The following is a 13,925-nucleotide window of genomic DNA, read 5'->3' as shown; positions in this document are numbered from 1 at the left end:
GCGGCCTCCCCTGACACCACGTCAGGGGAGGCCGCCCCGCAGGCGTTTCCCGGCCGACCCTAGGGTGGAGCGGGTGACGACCTCCCGACTCCCCGCCGCCGACCCGGTGGCCCTGCTCACCGCCGACCCGTACGCCGGCTACGCCGCCCTCCGCGAGGCCGGCCCCGTGCACCGGGTCACCGGCCCCGACGGGCTCCCGGTCTGGCTGGTGACCCGCTACGCCGACGTCCGCCGGGCCCTGGCCGACCCGCGCCTGGCCCTCGACAAGCGCCACGCCGCCCCCGGCAACTACCGCGGCTTCTCGCTGCCGCCCGCGCTCGACGCCAACCTGCTCAACATGGACCCGCCCGACCACACCCGGATCCGCCGCCTGGTCTCCCAGGCCTTCACCCCGCGCCGGATCGCCGCCCTGCGCCCCGCCGTCGAGCGGACCGCCGAGGAGCTGCTCGACGCCATCGCCCCGCTCGGCCGGGCCGAACTGATCTCCGCCTACGCCGCCCCGCTGCCGATCACCGTGATCTGCGACCTGCTCGGCGTCCCCGCCGACCACCGCCACGACTTCCGGGCCTGGACGGACACCCTGGTCGCCCCCGACCCGGCCCGCCCGCAGGACGCCAAGGCCGCCGTCGGCGCGATGCTCGGCTTCTTCACCGAGCTGATCGCCCGCAAGCGCACCGAGCCCGGCGAGGACCTGCTCTCCGCGCTGATCGCCGTCCGCGACGACGAGGGCGGCGAGGGCGGAGCGGGCGCCCAGGACCGGCTCGGCGAGGACGAGTTGACCTCGCTCGCCTTCCTGATCCTGTTCGCCGGCTACGAGAACACCGTCCACCTGATCGGCAACGCCGTGCTCGCCCTGCTCACCCACCCCGAGCAGCTCGCCGCCCTGCGCCGCGATCCGGCCCTGGCCGCCGGGGCCGTCGAGGAGTTCGCCCGCTACGACGGCCCCGCCCCGCTGGCCATCCGCCGCTTCGCCACCGAGGACCTCACCGTCGGCGGCGTCACCGTCCCGGCCGGGGAGACCGTCCTGCTCGCCCTGGCCTCCGCCAACCGCGACCCCCAGCAGTTCCCCGAGCCGGACCGCCTCGACCTGGCCCGCCCGGAGAACCAGCACCTGGCCCTCGGCCACGGCATCCACTACTGCCTCGGCGCCCCGCTGGCCCGGCTGGAGACCGAGGTCGCCCTCACCGCCCTGCTGCGCCGCCTCCCGTCCCTGACCCTCGGTCAGCCCGCCGGGGAGCTGCGCCACCGCCCCTCGCTGCGCGCCCGTGGCCTGCTGGAGCTGCCCGTACAGTGGGCCTCCACGACGACGGTGGAGGAGGGGGACGGATGCTGACCCTGGCAGAGGTGGACGCCCTGGCGGAGCAGGCGCACGCGGGGCAGGTGGACAAGCTCGGGGTGCCGTACATCGGCCACGTCCGGGCGGTGGCGGCCGGGCTGGCGCCGTTCGGCGACGGGCTGCGGATGGCCGGGCTGCTGCACGACGTCCTGGAGGACACCCCGCTGACGGCCGAGGACCTGCTCGCGGCCGGGGTGCCGTCCGCGGTGGTGGCGACGGTGCGGCGGGTCACCCGGGTGGCGGGGGTCGGGTACGAGGAGATGGTCCGTCAGGTGGCGGGGGACCAGGCCGCCGCCCTCGTGAAGATCGCCGACAACGCCCACAACTCCCACCCCGACCGGGTGGCCGCGCTGGACACGGCCTCCCGGGAGCGGCTGGCCCTCCGGTACCGGGGAGCACGTGCGGTGCTCTGGCGGGCGGTGCCCGAGGCCGACGTCCGCGCGGTGCTGGAGCTGGTCAACCCGGCGCTCCTGGCGGAGCTGGCCGCGGTCGGCGGATGAGCGCAGGCTGGGAGGTGGCCCCGCAGCAGTGGGCCCACGACCCAGGGAGCACCACCATGTCGGACATGCAGCAGCGGCTCGGCGAGAAGGACGCCACCGACCGGGAGGACGTCCGGTCGGCCGACCCGGAGGAGGGCATCACCTCGTACCAGATCATGCACGCCTGGGAGGAGTCGCAGGCCGAGGGCGACCGCGACGACGAGGACCGGGACGACCGCTAGGAACCGCCCTCGGAGCGCAGGTCGGCGATCCGCTGGATCTTCCCGACCGAGCGCTCCAGCGTGTAGGGGTCGACCACCTCCACCTCGGCGCTGACGCCGATGCCGTCCTTGACGTCCCGGACGATCGCCGCCCCGGCGTCGGCCCGCTGCCGCGGGTCGGCGTCGGGGCGGGCCTCCACCCGGACGGTGAGGTGGTCGAGGCGGCCGCGGCGGGTCAGGCGGAGCTGGAAGTGCGGGGCGACCGCGGGGGTGCGCAGCAGGATCTCCTCGATCTGGGTGGGGAAGAGGTTGACCCCGCGCAGGATGATCAGGTCGTCGCTGCGGCCGGTGACCTTCTCCATCCGGCGGAACGCGGGGCGGGCGGTGCCCGGCAGCAGCCGGGTCAGGTCCCGGGTGCGGTAGCGGATGACCGGCAGGGCCTCCTTGGTGAGCGAGGTGAAGACCAGCTCGCCGTGCCCGCCGTCGGGGAGCGGTTCGTCGGTGAAGGGGTCGACGACCTCGGGGAGGAAGTGGTCCTCCCAGATGTGCAGGCCGTCCTTGGTCTCGACGCACTCCTGCGCCACCCCCGGCCCCATCACCTCGGAGAGGCCGTAGATGTCGACCGCGTGGACGCCGGTGCGCTCCTCGATCTCGCGGCGCATCTCCTCCGTCCAGGGCTCGGCCCCGAGGATCGCGACCCGCAGTGCGGTGGAGCGCGGGTCGACCCCCTGCTTCTCGAACTCGTCCAGCAGGGTGAGCAGGTAGGAGGGGGTCACCATGACGATCTCCGGCTCCAGGTCCCGGATCAGCTGGACCTGACGGGCGGTCATGCCGCCGGAGGCCGGGATGACGGTGCAGCCGGCCCGGGTGGCGCCGTCGTGCGCGCCGAGGCCTCCGGTGAACAGCCCGTACCCGTAGGCCACGTGCACCCTGTGTCCGGCCCGGCCGCCGGCCGCCCGGATCGAGCGGGCCACCAGGTCGGCCCAGACGGAGAGGTCGCCCTCGGTGTAGCCGACCACGGTCGGGCGGCCGGTGGTGCCGCTGGAGGCGTGGATGCGGCGGACCCGCTCCATCGGCACGGCGAACATCCCGTAGGGGTAGGTCTCGCGCAGGTCCGCCTTGGTGGTGAAGGGGAAGCGGGCCAGGTCGGCGAGGGTGCGGCAGTCCTCGGGGCGCACCCCGGCGGCGTCGAACTTGCGCCGGTAGAGCTCGACGTTGTCGTAGGCGTGGCGCAGGGTGCCCTGGAGCAGGGTGAGCTGTCGCTCCCTCAGTTCCTCGGGCGTCAGTCGCTCGCCGGCGTCCAGCAGTTCCGCCGGAAGGGGCTCTCCGAGGCGCTTGCCCATCGCATCTCCTCCGCCACCCGGCCGTCCGACCGGTCATTCGGTTGGTGCGCGAAAACGGTGCCCAGTAATCCACCACCCGCCCCGGCTGTCAAGGCCGGGGCGGGTGGTGGGGGGAGGTCAGTTGGCGAGGCTGAAGTCACCTCCGACCGGGGCCGCCAGCTTGTCCACGCCGGTCAGCGCGGTGAGCGTGGTGACGGGGGTGGAGCTGTCGGTGGTGGTGCCGTTGCCCAGCTGGCCGGAGCCGTTGTTGCCCCAGGAGCGGACGGTGTTGTCGCCGAGCAGCACCACGGTGTGCTCGCGTCCTCCGGCCACCAGTTGGATGCCGGTCAGGGAGGGGACGGGCACGGGGGTGATCCGGTAGTCGGTGGTGCCGTCGCCGATCTGGCCGGAGGTGTTCTGACCCCAGGCCTTGAGGCGGTTGTCCGAGTCGGTCACGGCCATGCTGTGCTTGCAGCCCGCCGCGATCTGGGAGACGCCGCCGAGCCAGATGCCCTGGGTGTCCACCGGGCTGTAGCGGTTGATGGTGGAGTTGTCGCCGAGCTGGCCGGTGGCGTTGTAGCCCCAGGCCTTGATGGTGTTGCCGCTGGTGGGCTTGGTGGTGCTGCTCGGCGGGCCGACCAGGGCCAGGTTGTGGTCGCAGCCGGCCGCGATCTTGGTGACCCCGGTCAGCCCGGAGACCTGGTTGGGGACGGCGCGACTGGCCGAAGTGCCGTCCCCCAGTTGCCCGTTGATGTTGTAGCCCCAGGCCCAGACGGTGCCGTCCTCGCGCAGCGCGATGCTGTGGTTGAGCCCGGCGGCGATGGCCACCACCTTGTTGAGGCCCTCGACCCGGACCGGGACCGAGCTGTCGTTGTTGGTGCCGTTGCCGAGCTGCCCGTAGTTGTTGTGGCCCCAGGAGACCACCGTCCGGTCGGCCAGCAGGGCCAGGCTGTGCGTGCCGCCGGCCGCGATGTCGGTGGCGTTGGAGAGGTTGACCACCTGCCCGGGCGCGTTGTGGCTGAAGACCGAACCGTCGCCCAGCTGGCCGGAGTTGTTGGAACCCCAGGACTGCACGGTGCGGTCGGTGAGCAGTGCCAGACCGTGCCCGTTGTGGGCGCCCGAGCCGCCGGCCGCGATCTTCACCACCTCGGCGCTGGTGAGGCCGAGCACGGTGGTGGCGGTGGTGCGGAAGTCCGTCCAGGTGCCGTCGCCGAGCTGGCCCGAGCGGTTGTTGCCCCAGGACTTCAACCGCTTCTCCTGGGCGTGCGCGCTGCCGGCGGGCAGTGCCAGCGGGGCGGCTATGGCGACGGCGGCGAGGGTGGCGGCCAGCGTCCGGCGGGCCGTGCGCGAGTGGGTCATCTGCTGCCTTCCGAAAGGGAGTCGGGGAGGGTCAGCGCGCCAGGCTGAAGCTGCCGCTGGACGGCGCCGCGACCATGGACACGCTGCCGGACTTGGCCAGCACCTGCACCGGGGTGAGGCGCTGGGTGGTGGTGCCGTCGCCGAGCTGGCCCTTGTCGTTCAGGCCCCAGGCCTTGACGGTGCCGTCGGCCAGCACCGCCAGGTTGTGGGCCGAGCCGGCCGCGATGGCCAGCACGCCGGTCAGGTCGGAGACGGGGACGGAGGTGTTGCGCTGGGTCTGGGTGCTGTCGCCCACCTGGCCGTTGGTGTTCAGGCCCCAGGCCCGGACGGTGCGGTCCTCCAGCAGGGCCAGGCTGTGCGAGCCGCCGGCGGCCAGCGCGGAGACGCCCTTGAGCTCCAACACCGGTACGGGGTAGGGCTTGTTGGCCACGGTGTCGTCGCCGAGCTGCCCCTTGTCGTTCAGGCCCCAGGCGACGGCGGTGCCGTCGGCGAGCAGCGCCATGGCGTGCGAGGACCCGGTGGCGATGCTCTTGACGGTGGTCAGCTCCGGAATGACGGCGGCCGTGGTCCGGGTGGCCGGGGCCGGGGCGGGCACGGCGGCGCCGGTCGCGGGCACGGCGGCGCCGGTCGCGGGCTTGGCGGTGATGCCGAGCTGGCCCTTGTCGTTGTTCCCCCAGCTCTTCACCGTTCCGTCCTTGAGCAGGGCCAGGCTGAAGTTGTCACCGGCGGCGACGGCCTGCACGTCGTTGAGGCCGGCGACGGTGACCGGGAGCTTGGCGTCGGTGGTGGTGCCGTCGCCCAACTGCCCCTTGTCGTTGAGACCCCAGGCCCGTACGGTGCCGTCCTTGAGCAGGGCGAGCGCGTGCGAGCCGCCCGCCGCCACGGCCTCCACCTCGGTCAGCCCCGGCACCAGGCCGGGCACCGACCACTCGTCGGTGGTGCCGTTGGCCCCGTTGCCGAGCTGGCCCTTGTCGTTGCGGCCCCAGGCCTCCACGGTGCCGTTGCCCATCAGGGCGAGGGCGAAGCCGGCGGCGGCCGCCCCGGTGCCGCTGCCACCGGCGGCGATCCCGTTCACCTCCGCGCCGGACAGGCCGACCACCGAGATCGGGCTCAGCCGCTGGGTCTTGGCGGTGCCGTCGCCGAGCTGGCCGTTGGTGTTCTGGCCCCAGGCCCGCAGCCGCAGGTCGTAGGCGGAGGCGGCCGAGGTCGGCAGGGCGGTGGCGCCCAGCAGGGTCAGGCCGGCGATCACGGCGGGGACGGCGGTGGCGGGCATTCGGCGGAGCGTGCGGTGCGGGCGCATTTCTTCCTCTACGTCGGGGGTCACTGGAGCGGGGCGGAGCGGCGGACGGGGGCACCGTGGAGCGCGGCGTGGCCGGGCAGAGGTGCGAGTCTGTCCTGGGCGGTGGTGGTGCTGGCGGTCCTGGGCGCGGCGGGCTCGGTGAGCTGAGCGGCCGTCAGGGACGGGACGGCGGCCAGGGCGAGCAGGACGGCACCCGCCCGCAGGCAGCGGGCAGGGCGGAGCAAGGGGGTCATGGGGGATTCCTCGACGATCCGGGCCGCTCGGCGCGATGGGCGCGCGGCCACTGGGGGACAGGGGATCGGGATCGTTCGAACACCTACCCGGCTCGGCGGGCCGTCCTCACGGGCCGCGACGGCCTTCCACGCCAATGGCCCAGCGAGATAGTTCGTCTTCGCTCTATCGGCCCGTTCTGATTGCGGTGAGTAACCACGGCTTGAAGGATGGCGGGAGATCGTGGGCGTCCGTCAGCTGACCGGCGCTCAAAAGTCCGGCAAGACTGCCAAGTTCAGCGGAGCGAACCGTGCTGCGGAATCAACGCGCCAGACTCCTCGTCATCACCCTCAGTAGCGCACTCGCCCTGGCGGGCCCGGCCTCGGCGGAGGACACCGAGCCGGCCACGGTGGTGAACGGGACCTTCTCCTCGCCCACCGTGCCCGCCGGTCAGGACTGGGCCGGCGGCATCGACGCCTGGAAGGGCAGCGGCGTCGCCTCGGCCGGACGGGCGGATCACCCACGCGGCCTGCAGGCGGCCACCCTGACGTGGAGCAAGGTGGTGCCGGTCAGCAACCGGCTCCGCGGCATCCGGGCAGGGGCGACGGTCACGGTCAGCTGGGACGAGAGCCCCGGCAACTGCGCGAGCCAGGGCACTCGGCTGGGCTACACCGTGGCGGTGGCGGGCGGGATGAACAGCCAGGGGAGCTTCACCACCAACCCGGTCAACGGCAAGTCCAACTGGTACACCGGCCGGACGTACTCCTTCTCCGCGGCCGAGGACGCCCCCGAGATCACTTTCACGGCCACTGCCGACGCCAGCTGCGGACCGCTCGTCACCAACGTGGTGGCCAAGCAGACCTCGCCGCCGCTCACCGCGCCGTCCAGGCCCGAGGAGAACGACCCCTGTGCCGGCGAGAACGCGAGCAGCCCGGCGTGCAGGGACGTGGCCGGGAGCAAGGAGAAGATCGACGCGTGCCCGCCCACCAGCCGGGACTGCCTGGGCGGCGTGGCCGGGGACGGCAAGGCCGAGAAGGACGGGATCGCCCAACAGACCCAGGCCGTCGCCGACTTCGGGAAGGTGTCCAGGGACGAGCGACCGAACGCCGCCGCGAACGAGCTCTGCGCCCTGCCGAACGCGCTGACCGCCTCGGCCGGGCCCGGGGACGCGGTGGTCCCGCCGAGCGAGTGGTGGTTCTGCTGATGCGCCGTCAGCTCCTCGTCCGGCTGGGCTGCCCGGCGGCCGCGCTGGCCCTGGCCGTCACCGCGCCGCCGCCGGCCCACGCCGCCACCCCCGTCCCGGTCGCCGTGCCCAACGGCACCTTCGCAAGCCCGGCCGCCCCGGACAACGGGACCCAGGCCGGGCACACCGGGTGGTATCCCGAGACCAACGCGGTGGTCTTCGGCAAGGCCCTGGCCCAGCACCCGCAGGGCTACCAGGCGACCTCGCTCAACTGGAACGGCCTGCCGCGCTCGATGCGCACCCGGCTCTGGGGCGTCAGGAACGGCTCCCAGGTCACCCTGCGCTGGGACGACAGTCCGAGCACCCATCCCGGCTGCAAGCTCGACCAGGTGAAGGACGGTCAGACCTACAACGTCTCGCTGGTCGTCCCGACCGGCATCCCGCCGGACCCGCAGGTCACCACCGGCGGCACCGACACGGTCGGGAAGGCGAACTGGACCACCGGCCGGGTCTTCGGGTTCACCGCGACCGAGGACAACCCGATGGTCTCCTTCGACTCCGAGGAGACCGGCTCGCTCTCCTGCGGGCCGCTGATCACCAACGTGACGGCCGAGCAGGTGCCGGCGCCGGTGGACCAGAAGGTCGCCAAGGAGCGGCTGCCGGGCCCCGCGGCGTACAACGGGGTCTCGACGCTGGAGCCCGGCGTGGCGGTGGACGACTGCGAAGGCTCCACCACCGCCTGCCGGTTCACCGTCGACCGGCGCTACTCCTACCAGTACTACGGGAGGACCCGGATCGTCGGCGAGGTGTACGTGAACTGCACCCGCAACACGGTGGTGGACGACCACCCGATGACCAACACCGAGCCCCCGTACGACAACCTCACCCAGTACTACGCACTCAAGGGCGCCCCGCTCACCCCGGACCGCGCCGACATCTCCGTCAGCCGCCCCAACCTGGCCGCCCAGGTGGCGGCCGGCTTCGCGGCGGGCGGCGGGAATCCGGCGGCGGTCTCCACCAGCAACCCGCTCACCTGGAGCCGTACCACCACCAAGTCGCTCAACCCCACGATCCAGCCCGGCGAGGTGAGCTGGATCGAGGTTCAGCCGGCCCGGGAGCGGGTGGTGGGCACCTTCACCAACTCCCGCAACGGCTACCGCCTGGACGCCGCCTTCGACGTCCCGGCCACGTCCCTGCCCGACCGCTACTTCCAGCGCACCGGCCCGCTCAACGAGGTGGAGCTCCAGCGCTGCGGCACCGCCCGCCCGAGCGGCGGCACCCCGGACAACGCCCCGGGGGCCGACCAGCGGCTGCTCACCCTGGAGGCCCCGCCGGCCGGACTGCGGGCCGGGTCCGTGCCGCTCAACCCGTAGTCGGCGCACACGACGTGGCCGCCTGCCGGAGCTCCGGCAGGCGGCCACGTCGTGCCGGGCTCAGTCCTGGGGCGCCCAAGCCCCGTCCGCCGTCAGCCGGTACCGGGCGTCCGGGCGGGTGCCGTCGGTGCGCGGTGCGAGGTCGAGGACCTGGTCGGGCAGGGCACGCCCCGGCGGACGGAGCGTCAGGCAGCGGTCCGGGCTGGTGAAGGTCTGCGCCACCAGGGTGCTGACGTTGACGCTGGAGGGGCTGTCCACGGTGACGTTCTTGATGAGCTTCCCGGTGCCGTCCACGCTGAGCTCGCCCACCGTGCGGGTCATCGCGTTCAGCACCCCGAACTGGAGCTCGTCGCCGGGCCGCACGGTGAACTTCACCTGCGTGGTCTCGGTGTTGGTGCGCCGCCACTCCTTGGAGTAGGTCGCCTTGAAGGCCATCGAGAAGGTGGCCTTGGCACTCAGTTTGACCTGTCCGGAGGCACCGACCGACCCGCCCGCCGCCAGCGTCGCGCCGCTGGTGATCTCCGAGTTCGGCCCCTTGTCCTTGGGAGCGGTGTGGTCGGTGTGGGTGATCTCGTTCTTGTTGCTCACGCCCACGCTGCCGGCCACCGTCGTGGTGTTGTCGACGGTGCCCTCCAGCGTGGCGGTGCCGGAGATCTCGCCCGAGACGTTGTCGGTGGTGGTGGACTCCAGGATCACCGTGCGGTGCACGTCGATCGGCTTGTTGGTGCAGTTGATCGCCGCGTTGCCGAGCGACATCACCGCGGTGGTGAACTCACGGGAACCGGCGGGGAGGATCCGGAAGGAGCAGCCGTACTCCCCGCCGCAGCCGCGGGCCACCGCGGCGGCGTCGGGAAGCGGCGTGGCGCCCTCGAAGGCCTCGGCGGCCGCCATCTCCTCGATGCCGGCGCCCTCCGCGGCGGCGGGCCAGGGGGCGGCGGTCAGCACCGCCAGGGCGGTCAGCACTCCGGCCGCCCGCATCCGACGCGTCCTCATCGCTGCCTCCACTCACCCTGCGCGGTCCGCACGTACACGGCGCCCGGACGGCGGCCGTCCTGCTCCGGGGCCAGTTCGACCAGCCCCGCCGACCGGCCCTTCGGACGGAGCGTCAGGCACTTGTCCGGGCTGCTGAAGCTCTGCGCCACGATCGCGCTGACGTTGGCGGTGGAGGGGCTGTCCACCGCGATGTTCTTGATGAGCTTCCCGGTGCCGTCCACCGTCAGCGCACCGGCCGTGCGCACCATGGCGTTCAGCACCCCGAACTGGATCTCGTCCCCCGGGGCGACGGTGAACACCACCCTGGTCGACTCGGTGTTGACGGACTGCCAGCGGTGGGAGTACGTCGCCTTGAAGGCCGTCGCGAAGCTCGCCTTGGCGCCCACGTGCAGGCTGTTCGATCCGGAGACGGTGACCGGGACGTCCACCGAGGTCTTGGCCTGGTCCTGGGTGGTCGGGCCCTTGTCCTTGCTCGGTCCCCACTGGGTGGTGCCGCCCACGACGCCCGGCGCCACGCTGGCCGCCGCCGAGGCGCTCACGGTGCCGTCGATCGCGCCCTCGACCGCCGCGCTGCCGGAGATCTCGCCGCCGATGTTGTCGGTGCTGCTGGTCACGAAGGTGACGGTGCGGTCGATCTGCATCTCCCCGTCCGAGCAGTTGATCGCCGCGTTGCCCAGGGACATCACCGCGCTCAGGTACTCGCGGGAGATCGCCCGGTCCACCCGGAAGGTGCACGGGGCCCCCTGAGCGCAGAGGTCGGTCACCTCCTTCGTGGTGGCCAGGCGCTGCTCGCCGTCGAACGCCGTGGCCACCAGGGGCGGTGGCGGTCCGCTCTCGTCCTCGGCGCTGCTCGGCAGGGCGAAGGGGACGAGGACGGCGAGCGCGGCCACGGGGGCCAGCACGGCGGTCCGGGCACCGTGCCGCCTCCTCCCGGTCGGCGGGCATGCGGCATCAACCACGGGAACTCTCCTGAGTCGTGGGTCGGGTCGGTGCCTTCATCCTCCGGTCGGCCCCGGCGGCGGGCGACCGGTCGCCGGGACGCCTGCGCCATTCGATGGCGCGTCAACCTCCGTGTGGAGCAGCCGCCTTGAGGACGCCGGCCACGACCGGAGTAGTCCGCCGGGCGGTGCGCGGCCGCGGCGCGTTGAATGGGACTCAGCGCGGTGCGAGGCCGTCCAGCAGGGTGGTGAGCACGCCCCGCAGCCGGAGCGTCAGCAGGCCCTCCTCGGCCGGGGCCGGGTCCTGCACCCAGCGGAGCAGGGTGCCCAGGTAGAGGTCGTGGAGCAGGTCGCCGACCTGATGGGCGGGCAGCAGGGTGGCCAACTCGCCCCGGGCGGTGCCGGTTTCGACGATCCGGGTGAAGATCTCGGCCAGGTAGGGCCGCTCGGTGAGCGGCCGGCCCGCCCGGACCCAGGCGGTGAGCATGGCCACCGTGATCGCGCGCTCGCCCTCGTTGATCCGCCCGAGCACCGTCATGCAGTGCGTCAACCGGCCCACCGCGCCCGGCTGTTCCTCATCGGGCAGCTCCTCCAGCGAGGCGGCGAGCTCGGCCTGCCGGTGGCGGCCCCACTCGCTGATCAGGTCCTCCTTGCGCTGGAAGTGGTTGAAGAAGGTGGCCCTCGCCACGTCCGCGTCCTCGGCGATGTCGTCGATCGAGGTGCCGTCGTACCCCTGCTCGGCGAAGAGTCTCAGCGCGGAGTTGTAGAGGCCCTCCTTGACCCGCAGCTTGTTGCGCTCCCGGCGCCCGAGTGACGTTCCCGCTGCCCTGGTCATGCCCCATGCCCCCCGCTGCCGATCCCCCAGGCCAGCTTTATACCATGGTCGAAAGTTGACCGTGGGTAACGTTTTGACAGTCCGTCAGGTGGGTAGCCGGGGCCGTCCGACCGCCCCGGCGAGATCTTCGGTCGCTGTCCGCGACGGCCGGGCGGGCCGCAATTCGTCAATTCGACGGCGATGCGCCGCACGGAAATGCTCCGTGGGGAATCCGCCTACCTGACAAAGGGCCCCGGCAATTCATCGGTACGTCGTCAATTCGTTTCGCCGGGCGGCCGGGAGGCCTGACATAGGCCCGGCCGGAAAGTGCCGACAAACCGGGACGAACTCATCGACTCCCGAGGTCAGTTCGTCAGATCGCCGCTCACACCACGGACGTCGGTGATCTGCGTCACAGTCAAAACTGTACTTGCGTCCACCTTTGGACGCCCATTTACTTCAGTCATCGAACCGCAGACAGGGAAGGCACTCAGATGCAGGACTCCGCCCTGAACATCGCGATCATAGGAATGGGACCTCGGGGCCTTTCGGTCCTGGAGAGAATGGTCTCCCGGCTCTCCGCCGAGCCGCTTTCCCGGCCGGTCCGGATCTACACCGTCGATCCGGGCGAAATGGGCGCGGGCCGGGTCTGGCGCACCGACCAGTCCGAGTGGCTGCTGATGAACACCGCCGCCGGCGAGGTCAGCCTCTACTCCGGCGAGCCCGACGAAGGGCCGTGGCGCGCCGGGGCCGGCCCCTCGCTGCACGAGTGGCTCGCCGCCGACCCCGCGACGTACCCCGAGCTCGGATCGTCCAACACCTACGCCCCGCGCCGGGTCTACGGCCGCTACCTGCACGACGTGTACCGGCGGATCACCGCCCGGCTCCCCGAGGGCGTCGCCGTGGTCCCCGTCACCGCCCGGGCCCGCTGGGCCAAGCGCGGCGAGACCCGCGACTACCGCCTGACCACCAGCGACGGCCAGCAACTCGACGTCGACAAGGTGGTGCTGACCACCGGTCACCCGCACAACTTCGCCGGCGGCGCCGACCGCGACCTGCTGGACTTCGCCTCCCGCCACCGCGGCACCAGCTACCTGCGCGGCGACTCCGCCGCCGACATGGACCTGGAGGACATCCGCCCCGGCCGCCCCGTCGCGGTGATCGGCCTCGGCCTCACCTTCTACGACGTCACCACCGTGCTCACCTCCGGCCGCGGCGGCCGCTTCGTCGAGCGGGTCGACGGGCGCCTCAAGTACGAGCCCTCCGGCCACGAGCCGCACATCTACGCCGGATCCCGCAGCGGCCTGCCGCTGCTCGCCCGCGGCCGCAACCAGAAGGGCTCCGACTACCGCTACACCCCGGCGATCTTCACCCTGCAGGCGCTGGCCGAGGTCCGCCGCCGCGCGCTGGACGAGAGCGGCTCGGTCAAGCTCCGCTTCCGCGAGCACGTCCTGCCGCTGATCCTGCGCGAGGTGGACCACACCTACTACCGCACCACCGTGCTGCACCGCGACGGCGAGCAGGCCGCCGCCGAGTTCTCCGACGCCTACAAGCTCGCGGTCGGCTGCGACCAGGAGCAGGTCGCCAAGCTGCTGGCCGACACCGGCCTGGCCGGGCTGCCGCAGATCGACCTGGAGCGGATGGCCCGCCCCTTCGCCGGGGAGGCCTTCGCCTCGCCCGCCGCCTTCCACGCCCGGCTCACCGAGGTGCTCTGCTCCGACGCCGCCGAGGCCGAACGCGGCAACATCGACGGCCCGTTGAAGGCCGCGCTGGACACCCTGCGGGACATCCGCGGCTCCGTCCGGGAGGCGGTGGAGTTCGCCAGCCTGCACCCCGACTCCCAGCGCGACGAGTTCCTCACCTGGTTCAACCCGATCAACACCATGGTCTCGGCCGGCCCGCCGTCGCTGCGCATCCGCCAGGCCGTCGCCCTGATCGAGGCCGGCGTGCTCACCGTGGTCGGCCCCGACCTGGAGATCGGCCGCTGCGAGGACACCGGGCAGTTCTCGCTCGAATCCCGCTCCGTGCAGGGCTCGTTCGTCAACGCCACCACCCTGATCGACGCCCGCATCCCGCGCTCCGACATCCGGGTCGACGCCTCCCCGCTGATGCGCCAGCTGCTCGGCGACGGCTGCGCCTCCGCCCACACCAACGTCAGCGAGCAGGACGGCGCCAGCTTCACCACCGGCGCGCTCGCCGTCACCGAACGCCCCTACCGGGTGATCGACCGCGCCGGGACCCCGACCAAGGGCCTGTACGCGCTCGGCATTCCCACCGAGGAGCTCCGCTGGTTCACCCAGATCGGCAACGGCCGCCCCGGCCCGATGGTCGGCTTCCACGCCGACGCCGACGCCATCGCCCAGGACGTCCTCGCCAGCGCCTGAACGTCGTTCCCCC

General features: G+C 72.7%; 13 protein-coding genes. 6 read left to right on the top strand and 7 right to left on the bottom strand.

Annotated elements, in window-relative coordinates; translation table 11 throughout:
• The first annotated feature begins 73 nt into the window (after positions 1-73).
• The 3 genes from ACWEPF_RS23870 to ACWEPF_RS23860 are packed head-to-tail and all read left to right on the top strand — an operon-like array spanning position 74 to position 2,057.
• A complete protein-coding gene (locus tag ACWEPF_RS23870) occupies positions 74-1,333 on the top strand; it encodes a cytochrome P450 family protein (RefSeq protein ID WP_452174072.1) in 1,260 nt (419 codons plus the stop codon).
• The gene (locus ACWEPF_RS23865) at positions 1,327-1,836 is read left to right on the top strand and encodes an HD domain-containing protein (RefSeq protein ID WP_449795245.1); all 510 of its coding nucleotides are present in this window, start codon (positions 1,327-1,329) and stop codon (positions 1,834-1,836) included. Before ACWEPF_RS23870 ends, ACWEPF_RS23865 begins: the two co-directional genes overlap by 7 nt.
• The gene (locus ACWEPF_RS23860; protein ID WP_345283566.1) at positions 1,833-2,057 is read left to right on the top strand and encodes a hypothetical protein; all 225 of its coding nucleotides are present in this window, start codon (positions 1,833-1,835) and stop codon (positions 2,055-2,057) included. The genes ACWEPF_RS23865 and ACWEPF_RS23860 overlap by 4 nt, the downstream gene beginning before the upstream one ends.
• Here the strand turns inward: ACWEPF_RS23860 and paaK are convergent.
• The 4 genes from paaK to ACWEPF_RS23840 all read right to left on the bottom strand — a co-directional run bounded on the left by paaK (position 2,054) and on the right by ACWEPF_RS23840 (position 6,250).
• Entirely contained in the window at positions 2,054-3,379 is a 1,326-nt protein-coding gene (gene paaK, locus ACWEPF_RS23855; protein WP_452174071.1) for a phenylacetate--CoA ligase PaaK, read from the bottom strand. The two genes, ACWEPF_RS23860 and paaK, sit on opposite strands and share 4 nt — an antisense overlap.
• 117 nt (positions 3,380-3,496) lie before the next feature.
• On the bottom strand, positions 3,497-4,717 hold the full coding sequence (locus ACWEPF_RS23850) for an RCC1 domain-containing protein (RefSeq protein WP_452174070.1): 1,221 nt from the start codon (positions 4,715-4,717) through the stop codon (positions 3,497-3,499).
• Between the two features lie 31 nt (positions 4,718-4,748).
• A complete protein-coding gene (locus ACWEPF_RS23845; protein WP_452174069.1) occupies positions 4,749-5,990 on the bottom strand; it encodes an RCC1 domain-containing protein in 1,242 nt (413 codons plus the stop codon).
• A gap of 47 nt (positions 5,991-6,037) precedes the next feature.
• Positions 6,038-6,250 (bottom strand): hypothetical protein, encoded by a 213-nt coding sequence (locus ACWEPF_RS23840; protein ID WP_452174068.1) that lies wholly within the window; start codon positions 6,248-6,250, stop codon positions 6,038-6,040.
• Between the two features lie 287 nt (positions 6,251-6,537).
• Between ACWEPF_RS23840 and ACWEPF_RS23835 the strand changes: the two genes are divergently transcribed.
• Both ACWEPF_RS23835 and ACWEPF_RS23830 read left to right on the top strand, forming a co-directional pair.
• A complete protein-coding gene (locus ACWEPF_RS23835; protein ID WP_452174067.1) occupies positions 6,538-7,431 on the top strand; it encodes a hypothetical protein in 894 nt (297 codons plus the stop codon).
• A complete protein-coding gene (locus ACWEPF_RS23830; RefSeq protein WP_452174066.1) occupies positions 7,431-8,783 on the top strand; it encodes a hypothetical protein in 1,353 nt (450 codons plus the stop codon). Before ACWEPF_RS23835 ends, ACWEPF_RS23830 begins: the two co-directional genes overlap by 1 nt.
• 60 nt (positions 8,784-8,843) lie before the next feature.
• Here the strand turns inward: ACWEPF_RS23830 and ACWEPF_RS23825 are convergent, their stop codons facing one another.
• The 3 genes from ACWEPF_RS23825 to ACWEPF_RS23815 form a co-directional block, all read right to left on the bottom strand.
• The gene (locus tag ACWEPF_RS23825) at positions 8,844-9,776 is read right to left on the bottom strand and encodes a hypothetical protein (RefSeq protein ID WP_452174065.1); all 933 of its coding nucleotides are present in this window, start codon (positions 9,774-9,776) and stop codon (positions 8,844-8,846) included.
• The gene (locus ACWEPF_RS23820) at positions 9,773-10,735 is read right to left on the bottom strand and encodes a hypothetical protein (RefSeq protein WP_452174064.1); all 963 of its coding nucleotides are present in this window, start codon (positions 10,733-10,735) and stop codon (positions 9,773-9,775) included. The genes ACWEPF_RS23825 and ACWEPF_RS23820 overlap by 4 nt, the downstream gene beginning before the upstream one ends.
• A gap of 196 nt (positions 10,736-10,931) precedes the next feature.
• Positions 10,932-11,549, bottom strand: coding sequence for a TetR/AcrR family transcriptional regulator (locus ACWEPF_RS23815; protein WP_452174063.1), 618 nt, complete (start codon positions 11,547-11,549; stop codon positions 10,932-10,934).
• Between the two features lie 473 nt (positions 11,550-12,022).
• Between ACWEPF_RS23815 and ACWEPF_RS23810 the strand changes: the two genes are divergently transcribed.
• Positions 12,023-13,912, top strand: coding sequence for an FAD/NAD(P)-binding protein (locus tag ACWEPF_RS23810; protein ID WP_452174062.1), 1,890 nt, complete (start codon positions 12,023-12,025; stop codon positions 13,910-13,912).
• Positions 13,913-13,925: the final 13 nt, after the last annotated feature.

The organism is Kitasatospora sp. NPDC004289 (genome assembly GCF_053602875.1).
Note: the sequence above shows the minus strand (reverse complement) of the source record. Positions and strands in the feature narration are given on the sequence as shown.